This window comes from Neptuniibacter sp. QD29_5, assembly GCF_047778125.1.
In the GTDB taxonomy this organism is placed as follows: domain Bacteria; phylum Pseudomonadota; class Gammaproteobacteria; order Pseudomonadales; family Balneatricaceae; genus Neptuniibacter.
In genome coordinates this window covers 2,497,255-2,519,182 of the sequence record NZ_CP180556.1, presented here as the reverse complement: position 1 = coordinate 2,519,182, position 21,928 = coordinate 2,497,255, and the positions used below count along the sequence as shown (strand labels likewise).

At 43.6% G+C, this 21,928-nt stretch carries 22 protein-coding genes; 12 read left to right on the top strand and 10 right to left on the bottom strand.

The window, feature by feature from the left end; all coding sequences use genetic code 11:
- Positions 1-5 precede the first annotated feature (5 nt).
- Positions 6-488, top strand: a complete 483-nt coding sequence (locus ACMXYR_RS11900) for a YajQ family cyclic di-GMP-binding protein (RefSeq protein WP_415881985.1) — start codon at positions 6-8, stop codon at positions 486-488.
- A 50-nt stretch (positions 489-538) separates the two neighbouring features.
- Here ACMXYR_RS11900 and ACMXYR_RS11895 read toward each other — a convergent pair whose 3' ends face one another.
- The 5 genes from ACMXYR_RS11895 to ACMXYR_RS11875 all read right to left on the bottom strand — a co-directional run bounded on the left by ACMXYR_RS11895 (position 539) and on the right by ACMXYR_RS11875 (position 4,004).
- Complete coding sequence (locus tag ACMXYR_RS11895) at positions 539-751, bottom strand: hypothetical protein (protein WP_415881983.1); 213 nt, start codon at positions 749-751, stop codon at positions 539-541.
- Between the two features lie 75 nt (positions 752-826).
- Positions 827-2,194, bottom strand: coding sequence for an AmpG family muropeptide MFS transporter (locus tag ACMXYR_RS11890; RefSeq protein WP_415901753.1), 1,368 nt, complete (start codon positions 2,192-2,194; stop codon positions 827-829).
- Between the two features lie 142 nt (positions 2,195-2,336).
- Positions 2,337-3,293 (bottom strand): porin, encoded by a 957-nt coding sequence (locus tag ACMXYR_RS11885; protein ID WP_415901752.1) that lies wholly within the window; start codon positions 3,291-3,293, stop codon positions 2,337-2,339.
- A gap of 55 nt (positions 3,294-3,348) precedes the next feature.
- Positions 3,349-3,711: a DUF2057 family protein gene (locus tag ACMXYR_RS11880; RefSeq protein ID WP_415903646.1), complete on the bottom strand. Its 363-nt coding sequence runs from the start codon at positions 3,709-3,711 to the stop codon at positions 3,349-3,351.
- Between the two features lie 47 nt (positions 3,712-3,758).
- Positions 3,759-4,004 carry a DUF2057 family protein gene (locus tag ACMXYR_RS11875; protein ID WP_415901751.1) on the bottom strand — a complete coding sequence of 82 codons (246 nt, stop codon included), beginning with the start codon at positions 4,002-4,004 and terminating at the stop codon, positions 3,759-3,761.
- Between the two features lie 361 nt (positions 4,005-4,365).
- Here ACMXYR_RS11875 and ACMXYR_RS11870 point away from each other — a divergent pair, with 361 nt between their 5' ends.
- Positions 4,366-6,288 carry a PhoX family protein gene (locus tag ACMXYR_RS11870; protein ID WP_415901750.1) on the top strand — a complete coding sequence of 641 codons (1,923 nt, stop codon included), beginning with the start codon at positions 4,366-4,368 and terminating at the stop codon, positions 6,286-6,288.
- 74 nt (positions 6,289-6,362) lie between these two features.
- Here ACMXYR_RS11870 and ACMXYR_RS11865 read toward each other — a convergent pair whose 3' ends face one another.
- Complete coding sequence (locus ACMXYR_RS11865) at positions 6,363-7,130, bottom strand: SDR family oxidoreductase (protein WP_415881978.1); 768 nt, start codon at positions 7,128-7,130, stop codon at positions 6,363-6,365.
- Between the two features lie 449 nt (positions 7,131-7,579).
- Between ACMXYR_RS11865 and ACMXYR_RS11860 the strand changes: the two genes are divergently transcribed.
- The 9 genes from ACMXYR_RS11860 to ACMXYR_RS11820 all read left to right on the top strand — a co-directional run bounded on the left by ACMXYR_RS11860 (position 7,580) and on the right by ACMXYR_RS11820 (position 16,498).
- The gene (locus ACMXYR_RS11860; RefSeq protein ID WP_415901749.1) at positions 7,580-8,083 is read left to right on the top strand and encodes an FxsA family protein; all 504 of its coding nucleotides are present in this window, start codon (positions 7,580-7,582) and stop codon (positions 8,081-8,083) included.
- A 150-nt stretch (positions 8,084-8,233) separates the two neighbouring features.
- Complete coding sequence (locus ACMXYR_RS11855; RefSeq protein ID WP_415881976.1) at positions 8,234-8,521, top strand: co-chaperone GroES; 288 nt, start codon at positions 8,234-8,236, stop codon at positions 8,519-8,521.
- A gap of 64 nt (positions 8,522-8,585) precedes the next feature.
- Positions 8,586-10,235 carry a chaperonin GroEL gene (groL, locus tag ACMXYR_RS11850; protein ID WP_415901748.1) on the top strand — a complete coding sequence of 550 codons (1,650 nt, stop codon included), beginning with the start codon at positions 8,586-8,588 and terminating at the stop codon, positions 10,233-10,235.
- A 107-nt stretch (positions 10,236-10,342) separates the two neighbouring features.
- Complete coding sequence (locus ACMXYR_RS11845; RefSeq protein ID WP_415901747.1) at positions 10,343-11,206, top strand: hypothetical protein; 864 nt, start codon at positions 10,343-10,345, stop codon at positions 11,204-11,206.
- A 103-nt stretch (positions 11,207-11,309) separates the two neighbouring features.
- Complete coding sequence (gene thpR / locus ACMXYR_RS11840) at positions 11,310-11,870, top strand: RNA 2',3'-cyclic phosphodiesterase (RefSeq protein ID WP_415901746.1); 561 nt, start codon at positions 11,310-11,312, stop codon at positions 11,868-11,870.
- Between the two features lie 51 nt (positions 11,871-11,921).
- Positions 11,922-13,280: a tRNA 5-hydroxyuridine modification protein YegQ gene (gene yegQ, locus ACMXYR_RS11835; protein ID WP_415901745.1), complete on the top strand. Its 1,359-nt coding sequence runs from the start codon at positions 11,922-11,924 to the stop codon at positions 13,278-13,280.
- A gap of 5 nt (positions 13,281-13,285) precedes the next feature.
- Positions 13,286-14,134 carry a prenyltransferase gene (locus ACMXYR_RS11830; protein ID WP_415901744.1) on the top strand — a complete coding sequence of 283 codons (849 nt, stop codon included), beginning with the start codon at positions 13,286-13,288 and terminating at the stop codon, positions 14,132-14,134.
- A 235-nt stretch (positions 14,135-14,369) separates the two neighbouring features.
- Complete coding sequence (locus tag ACMXYR_RS11825) at positions 14,370-15,875, top strand: fumarate hydratase (RefSeq protein ID WP_415881970.1); 1,506 nt, start codon at positions 14,370-14,372, stop codon at positions 15,873-15,875.
- Between the two features lie 242 nt (positions 15,876-16,117).
- Entirely contained in the window at positions 16,118-16,498 is a 381-nt protein-coding gene (locus tag ACMXYR_RS11820) for a c-type cytochrome (RefSeq protein WP_415901743.1), read from the top strand.
- Between the two features lie 89 nt (positions 16,499-16,587).
- Here the strand turns inward: ACMXYR_RS11820 and ACMXYR_RS11815 are convergent, their stop codons facing one another.
- Complete coding sequence (locus tag ACMXYR_RS11815) at positions 16,588-16,908, bottom strand: hypothetical protein (RefSeq protein ID WP_415901742.1); 321 nt, start codon at positions 16,906-16,908, stop codon at positions 16,588-16,590.
- A 147-nt stretch (positions 16,909-17,055) separates the two neighbouring features.
- Between ACMXYR_RS11815 and ACMXYR_RS11810 the strand changes: the two genes are divergently transcribed.
- Positions 17,056-17,502, top strand: coding sequence for a flavodoxin (locus tag ACMXYR_RS11810; RefSeq protein WP_415901741.1), 447 nt, complete (start codon positions 17,056-17,058; stop codon positions 17,500-17,502).
- On the opposite strand, the gene ACMXYR_RS11805 is transcribed toward ACMXYR_RS11810, so the two are convergent.
- The 3 genes from ACMXYR_RS11805 to ACMXYR_RS11795 all read right to left on the bottom strand — a co-directional run bounded on the left by ACMXYR_RS11805 (position 17,499) and on the right by ACMXYR_RS11795 (position 21,928).
- A complete protein-coding gene (locus ACMXYR_RS11805; protein ID WP_415901740.1) occupies positions 17,499-20,150 on the bottom strand; it encodes an EAL domain-containing protein in 2,652 nt (883 codons plus the stop codon). The two genes, ACMXYR_RS11810 and ACMXYR_RS11805, sit on opposite strands and share 4 nt — an antisense overlap.
- Before the next feature lie 321 nt (positions 20,151-20,471).
- Complete coding sequence (locus ACMXYR_RS11800) at positions 20,472-21,059, bottom strand: alpha-ketoglutarate-dependent dioxygenase AlkB family protein (protein WP_415901739.1); 588 nt, start codon at positions 21,057-21,059, stop codon at positions 20,472-20,474.
- A complete protein-coding gene (locus tag ACMXYR_RS11795; RefSeq protein ID WP_415901738.1) occupies positions 21,050-21,928 on the bottom strand; it encodes a ribose-phosphate pyrophosphokinase in 879 nt (292 codons plus the stop codon). The genes ACMXYR_RS11800 and ACMXYR_RS11795 overlap by 10 nt, the downstream gene beginning before the upstream one ends.

Sequence of the window (21,928 nt, the reverse complement as noted above, 5' to 3'; positions counted from 1 at the left end):
GCCTCATGCCATCATTCGATATTGTGTCTGAACTAGACCTGCACGAAGTTACCAACGCTGTTGACCAGTCTAATCGTGAACTGCAGATGCGTTACGATTTTAAAGGTGTTGATGCGCGGTTTGAGCAAACTGAATCCACAGTTACGTTGCAGGCGGAAGTTGATTTTCAGCTTCAGCAGATGATGGACGTGCTTAAAACCAAAATGACGGGTCGTAAAATTGATATTCGTTGCTTAGAGATTAAAGATCCAGAAAAAGCTAACATGCGAGCACGTCAGGAAGTGATTCTTAAGCAAGGCTTAGATCAGCCATTGGCTAAGAAGATTGTTAAATTGATAAAAGACGCCAAGCTAAAAGTGCAAGCGCAGGTGCAGGGTGAGCAGGTGCGAGTAACAGGTAAGAAGCGAGATGACCTGCAAAGTGTAATGGCAATGCTGCGTGAAGCAGACCTGGAATTACCACTGCAGTTTAATAACTTCCGCGACTAAACCTACCTGTTACTGCCTCAACAAAGTCAGGTGATTTAGGTTTCACCTGACTAATCTTGTTCTAAGCAATCCAGAAGAAAGATCTCTTTTACTAAATCCTGCGAAGGTGTTGCTTCAAAGTCGTCTACGCAGATAGCCCCGCTTTGTAATTTGCTGGTTAGCGTATCGCCTTGCCAATTCACTACTGAAATCCCCGTAGAGCGGTGAATAACTCTCAGGTAAGGGTTGTTACGTTCAAACCAAGCATCAATCATATAAGTCATCGGTATATCCCTCCTTGTTAAGTGCTAAGGAGAGTAACCTAGATTTACATGAATGTAAATGATAATTATTCTTGTTTATTTTTTGGGGCTGATCCAGATCAAGATCAATACGGGTAAGCCGATGATCGCAACTGCTGTGAAGAACCAAGGGTAGCCAAAGCTATCGACAAAGCCTCCAGAGAAGCCGCCAAGAAATTTAGGGAATAGCAACATCATCGAACTGAAAAGAGCATATTGTGTTGCTGAGTATTGAATATTTGTCAGGCTAGATAGGTAGGCGACAAAGGCCGCGGTAGCGATACCGCCACTCAAGTTATCCAGAGAGATAACGATTGTAAGTGCTGTGGTGTCATTACCGAGGGTTGCTAGCCAAGCAAATAGAAGATTGGTGAGGGAAACTAACAGCGCGCCTAAGAACAGGATCTTTCTCATGCCAAAGCGATTCACCAGAATACCGCCTAGTCCTGCGCCGACGATGGTCATAACTACGCCATAAATTTTGATGATTTGCGCTATCTCTTCCTTAGTAAAGCCCATATCGACATAGAAAACATTAGCGATAATCCCAAGAATAACGTCAGAAATTCGGTAAGTACCGATTAACGCAAGAATGATAAGGGCCTGCATACCGTAACGACGTACAAAGTCGATAAAGGGGCAAGCAATAGCTATATAAGTCCAGCCTAAAAAGCGTGATATAAAATCGGGAAGGTGGGCATTACGTTGAGTAAATTCAATAATTTTTTGTTGTTGCTCAAGCGTTTCAGTGTCCATCTCAACAGAAGCTGGCTCTTTTACTAAAAATGTAGTCATCATTCCCACAGACATTAAAGCCGCCATGATTAAGTAGGCATACTTCCAAGAATTGATGTCATAGCTTTCAGGTGAAATTGAGGTCCACGCTGCGATAGCAAGTGCACCGGCACCCGCCACAATCATCGCTATGCGGTAGCCAGCCATATAAGTTGCAGCCATGGCGGCTTGTAAGCGTTCGCCAGCTGATTCGATACGGTAGGCATCAATCACAATATCTTGGGTCGCGGAACTGAAAGCGACGACTAGTGCTAACAACGCCATGTATTGAAGGTTTTCATGGGGATTGGAGAAGGCAAGCCCTGTTAAACCGATGATGAGCATGATCTGCGAAAGCAATAACCAGCTTCTGCGCCTACCAAGCCAAGTCGAAAGTAAAGGGAGGCTAAAGCGATCAACTAATGGAGCCCAAAGCCATTTGAAACCATAGGCTAGACCAACCCAGGAGAAATAGGTGATTAAACTCCGTTCAACGCCTGCTTCACGAAGCCAGAAGGATAAAGTGCCAAAGACGAGCAAAATAGGAAGACCAGAAGAGAAACCAAAAAACAGAAGTGTGATTGCTCTAGGATGAAGATAGATTTTAGCTGTATCGAGCCAAGATTCAGTTTTGGAATCAACTGATGACATATATGACGCCTTCCGTGTAGTAGGCGTTTATTGTCGCTTTCGAATAGATCTATAGCAACTAAAAAGGCCCAGTAAAAACTGGGCTTAAAGTTTTTAGCATTAACTTGTCTGAAGGGGGGGGGACAAGCTGTGGCTTGAACTTTTAGAACTTTATGCGCATACCAGCAAGTAGGTCTAGGTCGTAGTCCGTACCTGCGTCGTCGTCACGGTGTGTAACTTCAGCGAATACAGAAACGTTTTTCTGTGTCGGGAATTTGTAAGTTACGTTGCCGTAGAAAGCTTCTTCGTCTTTGTTAGCAGCATCGTAATCGTGCTCCATGTAACCAACAGAAACTTTAGTTGTTTTAGCTGCTTTGAAAGTAGCTACAAGGTTTGTCATAGCAACATCGTCGTTGCTTGTGCCTTGGTCAGAAACACCGTAGTCCATACCGAACTTAACGAAACCGGCATCAAGTTCAGCACTTACGCCCCAAATATCAATAGAGTTTGAAGTTGGAGTTTCTTTAAGTGTTTGGAATGCCGCACCTAGAGTTACTGCATCAAAGCCAGCTTCAACGAAAATTTCAGTAGATTCGTTGTTAGAGCTATCTTCACCGTCAGCTTCTAGTTCATGAGAAATTGCTACGCGAGCAACATCGAAATCAGCGTCAAAGCGGATTACGTCATCGCCTTTGTAAGAACCGAATTCGTGGAAAACGTCCTTGCCAAGAGATTCTTCGATGGCTTTTTCAACACCAAAGTCATCGGCAGCGTTGTCCATCTTACCTACTTGAACGGACATGTTATGCGCTTTCATACCTAGGTAAGCTTCTTCTAGGTCATCGCCATCTTGTTTGTCTTCAGCTGCATCTTTAAAGCCAAAATCTAGCTGACCGTATGCCGTCAGGCCGTTTCCTAAGTCGTAAGCGATCGAGTTTTTGATCTCTAGATCGTCAAATTCTACTTCAGCATCTTTAGATTTACTTGCGTTGTCACGAAGTTGAACCTGCCAGTCACCTTTAATTTTGAAAGTAAGGCCTTTGTCGTCGTAAATAGTTGCAGCCGTTGCCGAATTAGCAGCAAGCGCAGCAATAGCAGAAGCCAGAATCAGCTTTTTCATGTCTTCTCTCCAAGGAGTTTTAATATAAGGTTTTTAAATTTTAATTTGTGAAATCTTATTTGTTTTTAATAAGCTCTTTAAAAGATTTTCTAGTATTTAGATCGGCTTGGTTGTACCAATAAATAAGCATTTCCATTGCCATGTTTTCTTTTTTGATAACACTATTTTTTGTTTGTTTATTATTGGTGTTATTTGGGAAAGTTATTTGGATTTTAGGTAGTGAAGCAGTAGCGTTACTTTGATTGAATTTTTTCAATTCTTCTTCAAAATCTCGGCTTAACTGAAAGCCACCTTTCTCAATAATGTTTACTTTGTAAGGAATGCTATTGCCTGCGCTATTTGTTAAGATCCAGTTTTTGTTTTTTTCGAATTTATCTAGATCTTTAATGCGATCAATCGTAGGCGCTGCAAGGGATATTTGGCTGTCACTGCTTTCGAAAAGTAGAACGAAAGCTTTGCTTTGCTCTATTTCAAAATCACCACCTTTTTTACTTCAGCTGTATAATTTACAAGGATCTGATTTGAGCCATTAGGTAGCTTGTAATTGTTGCTGCCGTTAAATAGTTTCTCTGAATTAACTTCTGAACCATTAACTGCAATTAAGTTTACGCCTTCTTCTAATAATAAAGTGTTGTCTGCATAAGTATAATTGGAAGCAATTAAAGAAATTGCAGTTAATGTGGGTAATAAAATTTTATCTATGGATTTCAAAGTTATTGCCTTGCAAAATTTAATTCGTTGTTGCGGCGCAATAGTAGGTGAGTTTTATTTCAGAATTGTTTCTTTTTTGTTGTGTTGGGATTTATTTTCTTTAAGTTTTTATTGCGTAGATATTTCTGTTATGAAACGCATTTTTTATGTGTGGTTTATTTTTGATCGATTGTTTTGTTTTCGTTCTAAAATTAACCTTTTTGTTTTATAAGTTTTGTCTAACGATCTAATAACTCTATTTTTAGCAATAGCTTCATTTAATGTTAATTGATATGTCATTAAGTAGGGCTAGCTTTGATTTCTGGTGCCCAAGCATAGGGCTATACAAAAAGATGCACTTTGATTTTTTAGTGGAATCTCTATGAGCTATAACAATTCACATGATCTTTGCAGTAATTTAAATCAGGAACAGGATTCAGAGTTTACTCAGCTAGCAGATAAAGCGGTTAGCCGTCGTGGCTTTTTGACTGGGGCAGGCGCGCTTGGTTTAGGTGCTTTTATCGGTATGTCGCCTATTGCAAACTCTGTACAGGCTGCAATACAAACTGAAGTTAAGAGTACGCTTATCGGGTTTGAGCCTATTGCCAGTAGCACAGCAGATACAGTAGTTGTGCCAAAGGGCTATAAAGTGACAAATCTCATTTCCTGGGGGGATCCTATCTTTGATGGTGCACCAGAATTTGATCCAACAGGGCGAGCGCCGGCGTCTTCTCAGGCACTGCAGTTTGGTGATAATACCGATGGTATGTCATTGTTTCCTTTATCTAGCGATCGCGCAGTATTAGCTGTTAACAACGAATACACCAATACTGATCTTCTGTATGACCACAAAGGTGACATGATGACCGCCGATGATGTGCTGAAAGCACAAAATGCTCACGGCGTGTCTGTTTTTGAAATTCAACAAACCGCTCAGGGCTGGATCGTTGATCGTAGTGGTAAATTGAATCGTCGGATTACAGCAAATACCCCAATGCAGTTAACGGGGCCAGCGGCAGGGCATGATCTGCTTAAAACGGCTGCCGACCAAACAGGTCGTGAGGTATTGGGTACCTTTAATAACTGTGCCAATGGTGAAACGCCTTGGGGCACTTATCTAACCTGCGAAGAAAACTTCCATAAGTATTTTGGTACTGACGATGACGCCCATAGCATCCCGGCTGAACAAAAACGCTATGGTTTAAAAGCGGAAGATAAGCGTTATCAATGGAGTAAGTTTGATCAGCGTTTTGATCTGGCTAAAAACCCAAATGAGCCGAATCGCCATGGTTGGGTAGTAGAGATCGATCCAATGGATCCTGAGTCTAAGCCGCTGAAGCGTACAGCACTTGGTCGCTTTAAACATGAGAATGCAGCCCTCATGGTCGATAACTCCGGTCATGTTGTGGTCTATCTGGGAGATGATGAGCGTGGTGAGCATCTGTATAAATTTGTGTCAAAAGGTAAATATGATGCAAATGATCAGAGCAAAAATCGGGACCTTCTAGTTGATGGTACTTTATATGTGGCTAAGTTCAGTGCTGATCACGGCGAACTGAAAGGCAAAGGCGAATGGCTAGAGCTTACTTTCGGTAAGAATGGATTAACGCCAGAGAATGGGTTTAACAGTCAGGCCGAAGTGCTTATCCACACACGTTTAGCAGCAACACAAGTGGGTGGAACGACCATGGATCGACCTGAATGGGTTGCCGTGCATCCTAATAAATCGAGTGCTTGCTGTACACTGACGAATAATAAGCATCGTGGCAAGAAAGAGGGCCAGCCTGTTGGTGGGCCAAATCCACGAGCGGAGAATAAGTACGGACAGATCGTACGTTGGACACCAATGAATGGCGATCATACGGCTACTGAATTCAGTTGGGATCTGTTCCTGATCGCGGGCAATCCAAGCATCTATCAAGAAGGGCTGTTTGCGGGTAGTAGTAACATCACTACCGAAAATATGTTCAATAGCCCGGATGGATTAGGCTTCGACAAAGGTGGCCGACTGTGGATTATGACCGATGGTAAATACTCTAATGCCGATGATTTTGCGGGTATGGGTAACAATCAGATGTTGTGTGCAGATCCAGAAACGGGTGAAGTTCATCGTTTCTTAACGGGACCTGTTGCCTGTGAAGTGACGGGATTGACGTTCTCTCCTGATCAAAAGTCTATGTTTGTTGGGATTCAGCATCCAGGAGAGAAGGGTAAGCCTTCGCATTTCCCTGCTGGTGGTGACAGTAAGCCGCGTTCAACCATTGTAGTGATAACTCGCGACGATGGCGGAGTGATTGGGGCTTAAGAGCAGTACTCTAAAAGCAATTAACAGGCACAAAAAAACCGGCGAAAGCCGGTTTTTTTATGGAGCTTGGAAGATTAAACGCGTAGGCCGCCGTCAACTTCGAAGCAACGACCGCTAACGTAGTCATTCTCAAGAATGAACGTAACAGTCTTAGCAATTTCTTCTGGCTTACCAAGACGCTTAGCTGGGATACCTGCAGCAATTTTGTCCAGAGCTTCTGGCTTCATGCTCATAACCATCTCAGTGCCGATGTAACCTGGAGCGATGGAAGCCGCACGGATGCCGTAGCGAGCTAGCTCTTTAGACCAAGTAACAGCCATTGCTTCTACGCCAGCTTTTGTTGCTGTGTAGTTTGTCTGGCCCATGTTACCTGAACGAGAGATAGAAGAGATGTTTACGATGCAACCAGGAACGCCTAGGTCGATCATGTGAGCAGCAGCTTCACGAGCACATAGGAAAGTACCTGTTAGGTTAACATCCATAACCAGGTTCCACTGGTCCATAGACATCTTCTTAACAACTTTGCCAGTTTCGCGATCAACTTTCATGAATAGACCGTCGCGAGTGATACCAGCGTTGTTTACTAGGCCGTGTAGCGTGCCGAAATCAGCTACAACGTCATTGAATAGTTTTTCTACTTCATCTTCTTTAGCTACGTTGCAGATGTAAGCGCGTGCTTCGACGCCTTTTTCCATGCAAAGGCCAACAGTTGTATCTAGATCTTCCTGGCTTAGGTCAGCTAGAGCAAGTTTTGCACCCTGTTCAGCTAGTTCAAGTGCCATTGAACGACCAAGACCACGGCCACCACCAGTTACAACAATTACTTTATCTTTGAGTTCCATTTTAGGATTACCTTACTTCGGTTTGACTCTTTTTTGTGCGTTGCGTCATTGTGCAGAATTTAAACTTATCCCGCTTTTGCAAAAAAGTCTACTTGTTGCTCTGCTGATTAATATATCAATAAGTTTAATATACTCATGACCGGTATTTTTTTGTTATTTTGCGGGTGCTAACTGTATGTTTTTAAATGATAATTTCGCAGTGCAAAAAGTATAGGTACTTTGGTATTGGTTTTTTTTTAGACGATTTTTTAGCACTGAAAGTGTGAAAAATGGACTGAAAATGGTGGTTTAGGGTTGAAATTTTTTGGTCTGACCATAAAAAGAAATGGGTACGTTGAGTGAAAAATACCAGTTCTATGCAGGTTTGAATTTAGACAGGTAGGACCTGTTTAGAAGCTCTATAATGAGTCCTAATCTTATAGAGCGATTGATTATTTTTGAGGCAATAAATGAAGTTTCTTTTTCTGCTGTTCATCATTATCCCCATTATTGAAATCACAGTACTTATAAATGTAGGTGAAGCAATTGGGGCGTGGAACACAGTTGGTTTAGTACTGTTGTCTGCATTTATAGGCGTAAATATGTTGCGCTACCAAGGCTTATCTACATTGGCACGAGCGCAGCAGCGTGCCCAGAATGGTGAGATTCCAGGCCAAGAGATGGTAGAAGGTATCGTGCTTGCTGTCGGTGGTGCTCTTCTAGTTACACCAGGCTTTGTCACAGACGTGATAGGTTTTAGCTGTTTACTGCCATTTACGCGTAAAGCGTTTGCGAAAGCATTGTTTAGCCGCTTTAGTGTGATAGCCATGCAGCAGCAACATCAAAGTTCAGCGCAATTTTATGCGAATGACCCTTTCCAACATCAATCGCAGGCTCATCAAACTCATGAGCAACAAGACCGTAATATTCGTTCAAATGATGTGATTGACGGTGAGTTTGAGCGCAAGGATTAATTTCTAAGCAAAAAAGTTGTTGGGTAGTGTTGAATTCATTTTTTATGCCCCAACTTAGCATTTCAAAGGGGAAAGCAACTTTAGTTGGTTTGTCCCGATTCCAAACAAATATGTTTATTTTGGTCAGATAAAGATCAGGAGAAAGAACAGATGAAAATTCGTCCACTTCACGACCGTGTAGTTGTTCGTCGTAACGAAGAAGAAGCTACAACTGCAAGCGGCATCGTACTGCCGGGTTCTGCACAGGAAAAACCAAACCAAGGTAAAGTTATTGCTGTGGGTGAAGGTCGTCTTCTGGAAAATGGTGAGCGTCAAGCGCTGACTGTTCAGGTTGGGGATACAGTATTGTTTGGTGGCTACGCTAATACTGTGAAAGTTGACGGTGAAGAGCTACTAATTCTTAGCGAAGGCGAAATTTACGGTGTATTGGAAGACTAATCTTCCGGTTGAACTTTTCGCTTTACCTAATTGTTTAAAGAATTTGATTACAGGATTTTAGAAAATGGCTAAAGACGTACTATTTGGTAACGATGCTCGTCAACGCATGCTAGACGGCGTAAACATCCTAGCTGACGCAGTTAAAACTACTTTGGGCCCTAAAGGTCGTAACGTTGTTCTAGATAAGTCTTTCGGTGCTCCTACCGTAACTAAAGACGGTGTATCTGTTGCGAAAGAGATCGAGCTTGAAGACAAGTTCGAAAACATGGGCGCACAGATGGTTAAAGAAGTAGCGTCTCAAGCAAACGATGTTGCGGGTGACGGTACTACGACTGCGACTGTACTAGCTCAAGCAATCGTTAATGAAGGTCTTAAGTCTGTTGCTGCAGGCATGAACCCAATGGATCTTAAGCGCGGTATCGACAAAGCTGCAGCTGCAGTTGTGGCGCAGATTCAGGATATGGCTGTTCCATGTGCAGACAACAAAGCGATTGCACAGGTTGGTACTATCTCTGCTAACGCTGATGCACAGGTTGGTGAGATCATTGCTGAAGCGATGGGTAAAGTAGGTAAAGAAGGTGTTATCACTGTCGAAGAAGGTACTGCACTAGATAATGAATTGGATGTTGTTGAAGGCATGCAGTTCGATCGCGGTTACCTATCTCCTTACTTCATCAACAACCAAGACAATATGTCTGCTGAAGTTGAGCAGCCATTTATCCTGCTTGCTGACAAGAAAATCTCTAACATCCGTGAACTACTGCCTATCCTTGAGCACGTTGCTAAAGCATCTCGTCCTCTTCTAATCATCGCTGAAGATGTAGAAGGCGAAGCGCTAGCAACGCTTGTAGTTAACAACATGCGCGGTATCGTTAAAGTTGCTGCCGTTAAAGCGCCTGGTTTCGGTGATCGTCGTAAAGCGATGCTAGAAGATATCGCTATCCTAACTGGCGGTACTGTAATCTCTGAAGAAGTAGGCCTAACACTAGAAGAAGCGACTCTTGAACAATTAGGTCAAGCGAAGCGTGTTTCCATCACTAAAGAAAACACAACAATCGTTGATGGTATCGGCGCTGCTGACAATATCGAAGCACGCGTTAACCAGATCCGTGCCCAGATGGAAGAAACATCTTCTGACTACGACCGTGAAAAATTGCAAGAGCGTGTAGCTAAGCTTGCAGGCGGTGTTGCTGTAATCAAAGTAGGTGCAGCGACTGAAGTAGAAATGAAAGAGAAGAAAGCTCGTGTAGAAGACGCTCTTCATGCAACACGTGCTGCAGTAGAAGAAGGTGTAGTACCTGGTGGTGGTGTTGCGCTTATCCGTGCGATGGACAAAGTTAAAGATCTGAAAGGTGATAACCACGATCAGTCTGTTGGTATCGAACTAGCGTTCCGTGCCCTAGAAGCGCCTCTTCGTCAGATCGTAGGCAATGCGGGTGAAGAAGGTTCTGTAATCGTTTCTAATATTCGTGAGAAAGGTGAAGGTAACTTTGGTTATAACGCTGCTTCCGGTGAATACGGTGACATGATCGAAATGGGCATCCTAGATCCAGCTAAAGTTACTCGTTCTGCACTACAAGCAGCTGCATCTGTTGCAGGTCTTATGATCACAACTGAAGCAATGATTGCTGATAAGCCTGCTGAAGGCGGTGCTCCAGGCATGCCAGATATGGGTGGCATGGGCGGCATGGGCGGTATGGGCGGCATGATGTAATCATCCCCCTCGCTTATTTAAGCTTTAAAGAGCCCCGCATTTTTGCGGGGCTTTTTTTTTCCGCGTAAAATAGCGGGAATTTCAATTTAGTTAGTATATGGATAGCCATGAACCGCGACGACGATAATATTGAAGTACCGAACTTTGGGCCTGCCGATCCTGCTGGAGAAAACCGCTCAGTGTCTTCAGCTATGCGACCTCGATCTGGTGATGCGCCAGCCCCTGTGTCGGCGCCAGCCTCATCAGGAGGTGGCTTTGTTCAATCCTTAGTGATGGTTATCTTAGTGGTTGCAGTGTCTGTGCTTGGTTACTTTGGTTTTGAGATGTATCAGTCTCAACAGGCTACGTTTGAGAAAGCGCAAGCTCAGATTGTTCAATTAGAAACCTTATTGAAAGAAGCTGAGCAGGGTGCGGCTGAATCAGGCGAAGAGCTGCAAGGCAATGTGTCCTCGTTAGAGTCTGTTTTAAAGCAGAAAGACAAACAGTTAGATTCTGAAATTGCTAAGTTGTGGGATATTGCCCATAAAAAGAACAAGCCTCTGATTGAAAAGCAGGCAAAAGAGCTGACGGCATTGAAGAAAAAACTGCAGGCTCAACAAAAAGTAGTTAAGTCCCTAAAGTCTCAGGTTGCTAAGCAGAAAAAAGAGTTGGCGAGTGTTTCAGGTTTAAATAAAACAGTGAATGCAGAAGTCTCTAAACTGACTAAACTTACTTCGCGCGTTGAATCGGAAATGCGTACAACAAATGAGTTGGCGAAAGAGCAGATGGATGATCTATTAAAAACTCAACGAACGTTAACTGACCGTATTGCTAAGTTGGAAGGCAAAAGTAACGCTGATCTAGAGCGTAAGGTAAAAGTGAACGAGCAGGCTATCCGTGCCTTTGATGGTACGCGCCGTCAGTTAAACCAGGATCTTTTACAAGTTCGTCAGAAGTTAAACAATATGCAATTGCTGCTTGAACAAAGATAGAGCAGCATAAATGATAGTTAGATTCTGCTTTCTGTGTTTGCCATGTGGGCATCTTGAAGGCAGAATACACGATTCCTCCAAAATAGGGATATAGTAAGCCTCTATGAACATCCGTGCTTTTTTTGCACTGACGCTACCTGATTCTGTTGTACGTTGGTTGGCAGATCATGCCGATACATTATGCGAGTTTGACCGCAAAACAGAAGTCAATTGGGTGGATTCCGATCGCTATCACCTTACTCTGTGTTTCTTGGGTGATATCAACCTTAATCAGGTTGAAGAGTTGGAAAAGTGTGCCCGCGAACAATTGGCTGACTTTAGTTCATTTCAGGTTCACATCAACAAGGCTGAATACTATAAGGTTAACAAAAAGTTAGCTTTAGTTGCTGCTTTGCCGGATCTGCACGAGGAATTGCAGGTGCTACATGATCTAATGATCAATGTAGCAACTGAGGCAGGCCTTAGCTATGAGGAAGATGACTTTAAACCTCATGTAACCTTAGGGCGTTTGCCAGGAAAAAATACGTTTAAATCACCTAAAGAGTGGCCGTCGCTTGATATGTATAGCTTGGCTGATTCGGTGGTGCTGTTTCAAAGTAAACCGGGTGAAGATGGTTCTATCTACACGCCGCTATTTGAGATTCCTTTGAAAGATCTTGCTTGATAGGTCTTTTAACTTTTAATTCATATCTTATTAACTAGTCCCTTCATTACTATGCTAAATCCAGAACTATTGTCCCCTGCAGGGACTTTGAAAAATATGAAATATGCATTTGCTTACGGTGCAGATGCTGTTTATGCCGGTCAGCCTCGTTACAGCCTACGTGTGCGTAACAACGACTTTAATATGGATAATCTAGCAGAAGGGATCGATCTGGCTCACCAGTTAGGTAAGAAGTTCTTCCTTGCGAGTAACATCCTACCTCATAATAGTAAGTTAAAAACGTACATTGATGATCTACGTCCGGTCATCGCAATGGGTCCAGATGCATTGATTATGTCTGATCCAGGCTTGATCTATCTAGTAAAAGAGCATTTCCCAGATATACCGATTCACCTGTCTGTACAAGCGAATACAATGAACTGGGCCGCGGTTAAGTTCTGGCACTCTATGGGTGTTGAGCGTGTAATCTTATCTCGCGAGCTATCTCTTGATGAAGTAGAAGAGATCAAACAGCGTTGCCCAGAGATGGAGATTGAAGTCTTTGTTCACGGTGCGCTTTGTATCGCTTATTCAGGTCGTTGCCTGTTATCTGGTTACATTAATAAGCGTGATCCAAACCAAGGTACATGCACCAATAGTTGCCGCTGGAAATACGATGCTCACGAAGCGAAAGTCGATGAATCGGGTGACGTAGTACCCGTGGAACAGTTTGATCCAAAAGCGGAAGAAGTAAGCCCAGCATTGGGTGAAGGTAAGCCAACGGATCAGATCTTCCTGCTTCAGGAAGAAACTCGCCCAGGTGAGTACATGCCTGCTTTTGAAGATGAGCATGGTACTTACATTATGAACTCTAAAGATCTGCGTGCGATTCAGCACGTACACCGTCTAGCTGAAATTGGCGTAGATTCTTTGAAGATCGAAGGTCGTACTAAGTCACACTACTATGTGGCACGTACTGCGCAGACTTATCGTAAAGCGATCGATGATGCAGTCGCAGGTCGTCCATTTGATATGAGTTTGATGGATGAACTAGAAAACCTAGCAAGCCGTGGCTACACCGAAGGTTTCTACCGTCGTCACGTACATGATGAATATCAGAACTATGAAACCGGTAATTCTGTGGGCGTTCATCAGCAGTTTGTTGGTGAAGTGCTGGGTTATGCTGATGGCATGCTTGAGATTGATGTACGTAACCGCTTCCTGAAAGGCGATACCCTTGAGCTAATGACGCCTCAAGGTAATCACAAGTTCAAACTTGATGAGATGATCGATAAGAAAGGGAAGTCTGCTGATGTTGCGCCAGGCTCGGGCCATGTCATGAAGATTCCTATGAATCTGAATGCTGATCCTGAATACGCATTGCTGATGCGTGATCTACCGAACGCACCTGAGTACAGCAGTCAGAAGTAAATGCGATGATCGCCGAGAAGTACCTGTTTAGGCATGCGTTGAGGCCGTTTTCATTCAGCGTGGCTTTGATTGTTTGTCTAACAGGTATTTTGAGTGCCTATCGTGAAGGCTTTGGCGATCCTCTTCTCGCGAGCTTAATTCTTGTGGCGGGTTTGCTTCTGCAAGCCGGGGTTAATCTTATCAATGATTACGCCGACCTTTCTCAGACCAATCTTCAACTCTCATTAGCCTCACAACAGCAGATTCGATTTAATTTTAATCTGGGTTTAGGCTGTATTCTCTTTGCGGCTGTAATCGGTTGTTACCTCATTGCTGTATCTGGGATGTTGCTTTTGCTGTTCTCAGTTATCGGAATAATAGGCGCGCTTGGATATACGATGGAGCCGATAAACTATAAGCGTCGAGGCTTAGCGGTGTTTTTGGTGTTTTGGTTGATGGGTATTTTGATGGTCAGCGGTGCTTATTATGTGCTGGCCAAAGAGCTATCGCATTCGACTCTTTTGATCTCTATCCCTGTGTCTCTGTTTGTCTCGCTACTTCTGCTGAGTAACGAACTACGCGATTTTGAAGAGGATACAGCGGCGGGGATCAAAACGTTAACGGTGAAGATTGGCTATGCTCGAGCCTCTCTGTTGTATAAGGCTCTACTGATCTGTATTTATCTAGGCTGCTTGGCTTTGAGTATCAACGGCTCTATACCTTTTGCGCTGGTGGTATTGTTATCTATTCCCTTTGTGATCAAGCCATTAAAGCTATTGGCTTTAGATAAGGGGGCGCGCCAACCAATCACCAAAGCGACAGGGCGCTCCTTTTTAATCTTTGGCATCTGTTATTGTTCAGCGCTTCTTTTTTGAGATCAGATAAATACGCTCTCTCACCTCGTGTTTACATTAAGTAGTAAAAAAGATTATCTGAGTACTACCAATGCCCGACACCTTATTGCGGTACTTTTGGTGTATACTCCCTTTCCAGTAAAAACTCTCCTTTAAGAGAGAGTAAATGGGTATGAGTCAGGCGTGTTTGCACTAAGCATGGTTGAGTTTTAACTCCCTGATCCTTTATGACAAGAAGCTTTACTGGAGTCTCCGAATGAGCGTAATCCGCCAAGACGATTTCATCAGCAGCGTTGCTGATGCATTGCAGTTTATCTCTTACTACCATCCGCTTGATTTTGTTCAAGGCGTACACGAAGCCTACCTGAAAGAAGAAAACCCAGCGGCTAAAGACGCAATGGCGCAGATCCTTATTAACTCCCGTATGTGTGCTGAAGGCAAGCGACCTCTATGTCAGGACACAGGTATTGTTACTGTATTCCTGAAAGTAGGTATGAACGTAACTTGGGATGCTGAAATGAATGTAACTGACATGGTGAACGAAGGTGTTCGTCGTGCATACATGCATCCTGATAATGTTCTACGTGCATCTATTCTTGCTGACCCAGCAGGCAAGCGTCAGAACACTAAAGATAATACGCCAGCAGTAATTCACTACGAAATTGTTGATGGTGACGAAGTAGAAGTTCACGTTGCAGCGAAAGGCGGCGGCTCTGAAAACAAATCTAAGATGGTTATGCTTAACCCATCTGACAGCATCGTTGATTGGATCGTTAAAACCGTACCAACAATGGGTGCGGGCTGGTGCCCACCAGGCATGCTAGGTATAGGTATTGGTGGTACTGCTGAGAAAGCAGCAGTAATGGCGAAAGAATCCCTAATGGATCCAATCGACATTCACGAGCTACGTGAGCGTGGTCCACAGAACCGTGTTGAAGAGCTTCGTCTAGAAATCATGGATGCAGTTAACGATCTAGGTATAGGTGCTCAGGGTCTAGGTGGTTTGACCACTGTTCTTGATATCAAGATCAAGGATTACCCAACTCACGCAGCTTCACTGCCTGTTTGCATGATCCCTAACTGTGCAGCGACTCGTCACACTCACTTTACATTGAACGGTAGTGGCCCGGCGGTTCTAACGCCACCAAGCTTGGATGATTGGCCAGATGTTACATTCGAAGTGGGTTCCAACACTCGTCGTGTAAATCTTGATGAGATCACTCCTGAAGCAGTTAAAGAGTGGAAAGTCGGCGAAACGATTCTGTTGAACGGTAAAATGTTGACAGGTCGTGATGCAGCGCACAAGAAAATGGTAGAGATGCTAAATAATGGCGAAGAGCTACCAGTTGATCTTAAAGGTCGTTTCATCTACTACGTAGGCCCTGTTGATCCAGTACGTGATGAAGTTGTAGGTCCTGCTGGCCCAACAACGTCTACGCGTATGGATAAATTCACTCGTCAGGTTATCGAAAGCACAGGCCTTCTAGGCATGATTGGTAAGTCTGAGCGTGGTCCTGTTGCAATTGACGCAATTAAAGACAACGAAGCTGTTTACCTAATGGCTGTGGGTGGTGCTGCTTACCTAGTATCTAAAGCGATCACTAACGCTGAAGTTCTTGCATTCCCAGAAATGGGCATGGAAGCGATCTACGAGTTTGAAGTTAAGGATATGCCTGTAACTGTTGCTGTAGATACGTCTGGTGAGTCTGTTCACACTACAGGTCCAGCTAAGTGGAAAGAGATTATTGCTAAACAAGCTTAATCAGCATTTAGCATAGTGATAAAAACGCAGCTTCGGCTGCGTTTTTTTTGTGCCTGAAATACCGGGAATAAACTATTTTTACTAAATAAGCTACCACTACATTAAGTTTTTTTGATCTAAGTTCGTATGTTCTAACTGTTTTATAAATATGCGAAGAAAAAACTGAGCAAGATCAATTTTTGTGCGCTGCAGCAGGAGTAGAGTGTTTATAAAAGAAGTATTCATTTAGGGGAAAATGAATTATGAAAACTAAAATGATTTCTGCACTTGCTGTGAGCCTTTCTGTATCTCTATCTTCTGTTGCTATCGCTGATGACGAGGCGATGATGCAGGCTGCAGGAAAAGAGATCTTTAATAAGTGTACTGCTTGTCATTCATTGGATAGCAGCAAAAACGCTTTCGGTCCTAGCCTAATTGGCGTTTTTGGTCGTAAAGCAGGAGCACTTCCGCGTTTCGCATATTCTGATGCACTAAAAAATTCTGAGCTTACTTGGGACGAAGAAAACCTTCGCAAGTGGGTAGCAGGTAATGATGATTTCGTACCAGGTACTCGTATGCGTCATGTTGAGATTACTGATAAAGCTGAACAGGACTACCTGATCGCTTATCTTAAAACACTTTAACTAGCTGTTTTAAGTGCATCGCTTGATGTACTAGAGAATGCCGCAAGCCACCACTCCTTGCGGCATTTTTTATGGTGAAGGTGTTGTCACTAAGAAGCTTCAAGTGCCTTTTTTTGCTCAGCTAGATAGCGAGGCATAGGGCCTGCATCTTCGTAAATCTCTTCACCATCTTCAATTCTTATTACCTTGCTTCCTTGGATATAAGGCATCTTTGCTTCCAGCTCATTTAATGCCTCGTGGATTAAGGTGGCGACGACATCGTCCTTAGATAGCTTATACATACTGGCTAAGGCTGCGAGTTTGATCGAGTCGCTTTTATAGATGGAGAGCTGTTCTTCCTTGCGGCCATTCACTTTGCGCGCGCGACCTTCCCATTCATCAAGTAGCTTAGAAAGACTTTCGTTACCCATAGCTTATCCCCTCCGATAAACAGATCTATTCTCTCAGTGTAGGAGTCAGCTTGGTTATTGCCAGAAAATCGGTGAGAATGGTGAATATATTTATACATTCACTATCGAAATGAAGTACATCGATCAGTATGTACAGTAGGATTTTAAATGGCAGTAATTAAGGTGGTAGTAGGTTCAGTATACGGCAATGCGCTTGATGTAGCTGAGATGTGCTCACAAAAATTAACTGAGCTACAACACTCAGTGGAGCTATTACGTAATCCACAGATTGATCAGGTTGTCACAACTGAAACTGAAGTGGTTTTAATCTGTACATCAACAACAGGTCAGGGGGAAATTCCGAATAATTTATTACCCCTGTACGATCAGTTAAAAGATCAGTTGCCGCAGATGTCCACCGTTAAATACGGAGTGATTGCTTTAGGTGATAGCTCTTATGATACGTTTGCTGAGGCTGGCTATTTAATGGATAGTTTAATGCAGGAGCTACATGCACAAAAAAATGGGGATAATTTAGTGATTGATGCTTGTGAAACCATGGCTCCTCTTGAGGAAGCAGAGCCATGGTTATTAGAATGGGTTAAAGGGCTTTAACTGTATTCGACTTCTTGAATCCGCTCTTGGGCTTGTAGTAATTCAGTAAACTGGTCTTGTCTGATTGGTTTGCTGAATAAAAAACCCTGGAGCTGATCACAGCCTTCTTTTTCTAGAAATGCCCGTTGTGCAGTTGTTTCAACACCTTCGGCACAGACTTTGAGATCCAAGGTATGGCCAAGTAGAATCACTGCTTTGGCAATCGCTTCATCGTCAGGGTCGCTTGGAATATCTCTTACCAAGGATTGATCAATTTTGACTTTGGTAATCGGTAATTGCTTAAGGTAGCGCAGCGAAGAATAGCCTGTTCCAAAATCATCTAGAGCGAGATGAACACCTTGCTGTCTTAAAGCTTGGAGCGTGGTAGTTGCTTCTTTCTCATGATCGAGTAGGAAGGTTTCTAGTATTTCTAGTTCTAACATATCAGCTGGTATATCGTACTTATCCAGCAAGGTTTTAATTTCTGAGGGAAGATCTTGTTTCGTGATCTGGTCACTCGCTAGATTGACAGCTAAACGGAAGTTAGTCAGTCCTGCTTCTCTCCAGCGAGAAAGTTGTGCACAGGCTTCTTCTAATACCCAATCACCCATTTTAGTCAGTAGGCCGATCTCTTCTGCAATGGATAGGAATTGTCCCGGTGGGATTAGACCCATTTCAGGGTGCTCCCAGCGGATTAGAGCTTCAGCGCCAATTATTTTTTCACCAGTCGCATCCATCTGTGGTTGGTAATAGAGAACAAACTGTTTTTCCGCAACAGCTTTACGCAGTTCAGGCTCTAGTCTGATCCACTCCTCAACGGTTTCCGATAGTTCTGGTTGGAAGAATGCGTAATTATTTCGACCTGAGTCTTTAGCCTGATTAAGCGCGATATCTGCATTTTTAGTCACAGTATCCAGATCATCACCATGATCAGGGGAGAGTGCGACACCGATACTTGCTGTTGTGAAGTAGTCTTTTCCGTCTAATTGGAAGGGTTGCTCCATCGCTTCGACAATAGCATCGGCTATAGTGGCAGCATCTGCCGCATGTTCGAGTTCTTCAAGTAAGATGGCAAATTCATCTCCACCGATACGTGCAAGGGTGTCTCGAGTGCTCAGAGTCCTGCTTAAACGCTCTGTTACTTGTAACAGCAGTTGGTCGCCATATTTATGACCAAGGCTGTCATTTATATGCTTAAAACGGTCGAGATCCAGCTGCAACATGGCAATTTTTTCGTTGGATTCTCTGTGGGTTAAAGCATGCTCTAAACGAGCGCCAAACAACAATCGGTTAGGCAGATTCGTTAGTGGGTCGTGGTGCGCTAGGTGAGAGAGTTTCTCTTCAGATGCTTTGATATTACTAATATCTGCATTCACACTTACAAAGTGAGTGAGCTCGTGCGTCTCTGGGTCGTGAACCGCATTAATGCTTACCCAGTGGGGAGCAACCTCGCCATTTTTACGGCGGTTCCATATCTCGCCTTGCCAGTGTCCTTCTTCTGCAAGAGCGGCCCACATGTTTTGGAAGAAATCTTTATCGTGCCGCGGCGACTTAAGTAGGGAAGGGCTTTTTCCAATCAGCTCTTCGCGAGTGTAACCACTGAGATCAGAATAGGCGCGATTGACATCAATAATTTTATTGTTGCAATCGGTGATCATGATCCCTTCATTGGTGCTTGAAAAGGCGATGCCGGCTAAACGTAGTTGCTCGATAGATGCTTTTTCAGGCGTAATATCGAGTAAAACCCCGTTCCAAAGAGTTGGATCTTGTTTATTAGAGGTATCTGGTAAGGAAGATCCTCGAACCCAGCGAAGGTCACCGTTGCGGTGGAATACACGAAACTCATGTGACCACGGCAGTTTATGCTGGCTAGTGTGAATAATACTTGCCCACAGACTGGGTTGATCTTCGGGGTGGACCTGTTTCCAAAATTGACGGAAGTCTTCGGTCGCTTCTTCTGCAGTGACACCAGAAATTTGCTCTATACCGGGGCCTATGTAGATGAACTCCTGCTTGAGATCAGGCGTAAGTCGATATTGGTATACAACGCCCGGCATTGCCTTGGTGATGTTCTGCAGAAGATTTTCCGAATGTTCTAGGTATTGCTGAGCTTTTAGCCTCTTGAGGGCGATACCAATAATATTAGCGGCCGCTTCCAATAACTGATGATGAAATGCATTCGGTGTTCGTGTTTTCGGGCTAGAAATCGCGATGCTACCCGCAACATGTTCAGAATCGATGCGAATCGGGTAAGACCAACACGCTTTTATTCCCAACTGTTGACCCACTTCTCGAAGGCTTTGCCAGCAATCATCTTGCTCTATGTCAGAGACGTAAACAGGGCTTCCGGTAAAAACGGCTGTGCCGCAGGACCCAGCATTTTTGCTAGGTACCAATCCATTTAGCAGAGTTAAAGATTCTTTCGGAATACTAGGTGCACAGACAATGGACAGATGTCTATTACTGCTATCTAGTAGCATAATTGAAGCGACGCTCTCTGCGACACAGTTTTCAATAAACTGACAAACCGACGTAAAGATGGAGTCGGGTTGTGTGTCTAAGACTATCTCTTCAAGTACCTGATTTTGCAAACGCAGAATTGTATTTAGCTCTTCCGCGCTCGTGTGGCCCTGCTCTACAGGGGCATGTTTTGGTGCATCGATGTGCATTTTCTATCTTAATTATTCTTATATTTTGTTAACTGCACGTACTGAATATAGCGATTCCCTGTCATTTTTAGGCAGAACAGCCTCACCTGACTGCGATGACTTCGGGATCGAAGTTTATCAATAATGGCTCTTAAGTTTCGTCCAGTTAACTTATTTTTATTGCTGAGGCAATCCCTTACAAAGTTGCGGGTGAATTGCCTGACTCTACTCAAGTGCGCGGCAGTATAACTTACTGTAGTTAAATCAGTTAGTCTTTATATAGAATATTAGTGAATATATGAGTTATACCAGATTATTTCACTGCTAATGTGTTGATTTGTATTAAATTTTCATGTGGCGAAAGGTGAGGTTTATACGAGGAGAGAGGACTTTCTTCGTTTTGGGGACGCTGTGTTGCCAGTGTTTTTGTACTTGATCGCCCATCCATAAGAGCGAGCCGGAGGGTAAGCTAAGTTCGTGACGTTGATCGTTTGTCGATTTTAATAGAAAACGTCGACTACTGCCTAGCGACACACTGGCTATTTTCGGATTCTCACCTAATTCTGGTTCATTATCCCTATGCCAACCCATACTATCATTACCGTCGCGATACAGGTTTATGAGCACGGCGTTGAAAGAGGTATCTGTGTATTCTTCGACACGCTTCTTTATCTCCGCAACAACAGGATGCCAAGGGTTATCCGCCAAGGTTAAACCGGAATAGGTATAGGTGATGCCAGAATCAGCCATAAAGGCTTGTAAGCGCGGAATAGAAACCCATTTACCAAACATTCGGATCTTGTCTTGTTGCCAAGATACCTCTTCATATAAAGAGGTGTAAAAATACTCGGCTTCGTCTGGATTTATAAATTTAGGATCAAGCCAGCAGTCCAGATCATCGGCAACATAGTTTTTCACAGTTAGATCCACTTCAACATGGCCCCGCTTAGCGCGCGGCTAATATCAATATCATTACTTATGTGAGGCACACTGTTGCAGGTAACGATATTGGCTTTTAGATTGAGTGCATTAAAGTCTTCATCAGAAAACAGTCCATGCACTCCGATACAAGTGGGGGACTTTAACCCAAGCTGATGCAGGTGGGTAAGGGTTTCTAACATGGTTTTACCGCTCGAAATAATATCATCTACCAGCACGGGGGTATGATCTTTCCAATGTTTGATTTCAGGCGCTGACACTTCCACAGCGTAATCCCCATGACGTACTTTCTCTAATACTTGGAAAGGTGCTTCGGCTAAATGTGCAACTTCGCTCACCCATTGTTCGCTTTCACTATCAGGGCCAATAAGTAGAGGCTTTGCAATATGTTGATTTATCCACTCGGCAATCATGGGGGCTGCATGAACTACGGAGCTTTTTAAACTGTAGATCTCATCTAGGGAGTTGTATCGGTGTAGATGGGGATCCAGTGTGACTAGCCAATCGAATTGTTCTGAGAGAAGTTGGGCAAAGGGGCGCGAGGAAACAGCTTCCCCCGGATGAAAGGCTTTATCTTGGCGCATATAAGCGAGGTAAGGAGTTACTAACCCGATGCGAGCAGCTCCTAGGGATTTCAGTGTATGGGTTAGAAAAATGAGTTTGAGAATTTTGTCATCGGGATGATGCAAGTTACAAAGCACAATGACTGAGCGATGTTGGCACTCGCTTAATACGCGTAGATAGCTTTCGCCGTCAGGGAAATTTCGAAGATCCAACTTGCCGACTTCTGCATTGACCTCAATCGCAAGGGCTTGAGCAAGGTCGTGGTCACTTTCTAAATTAAATAAAATTGGCTGCAT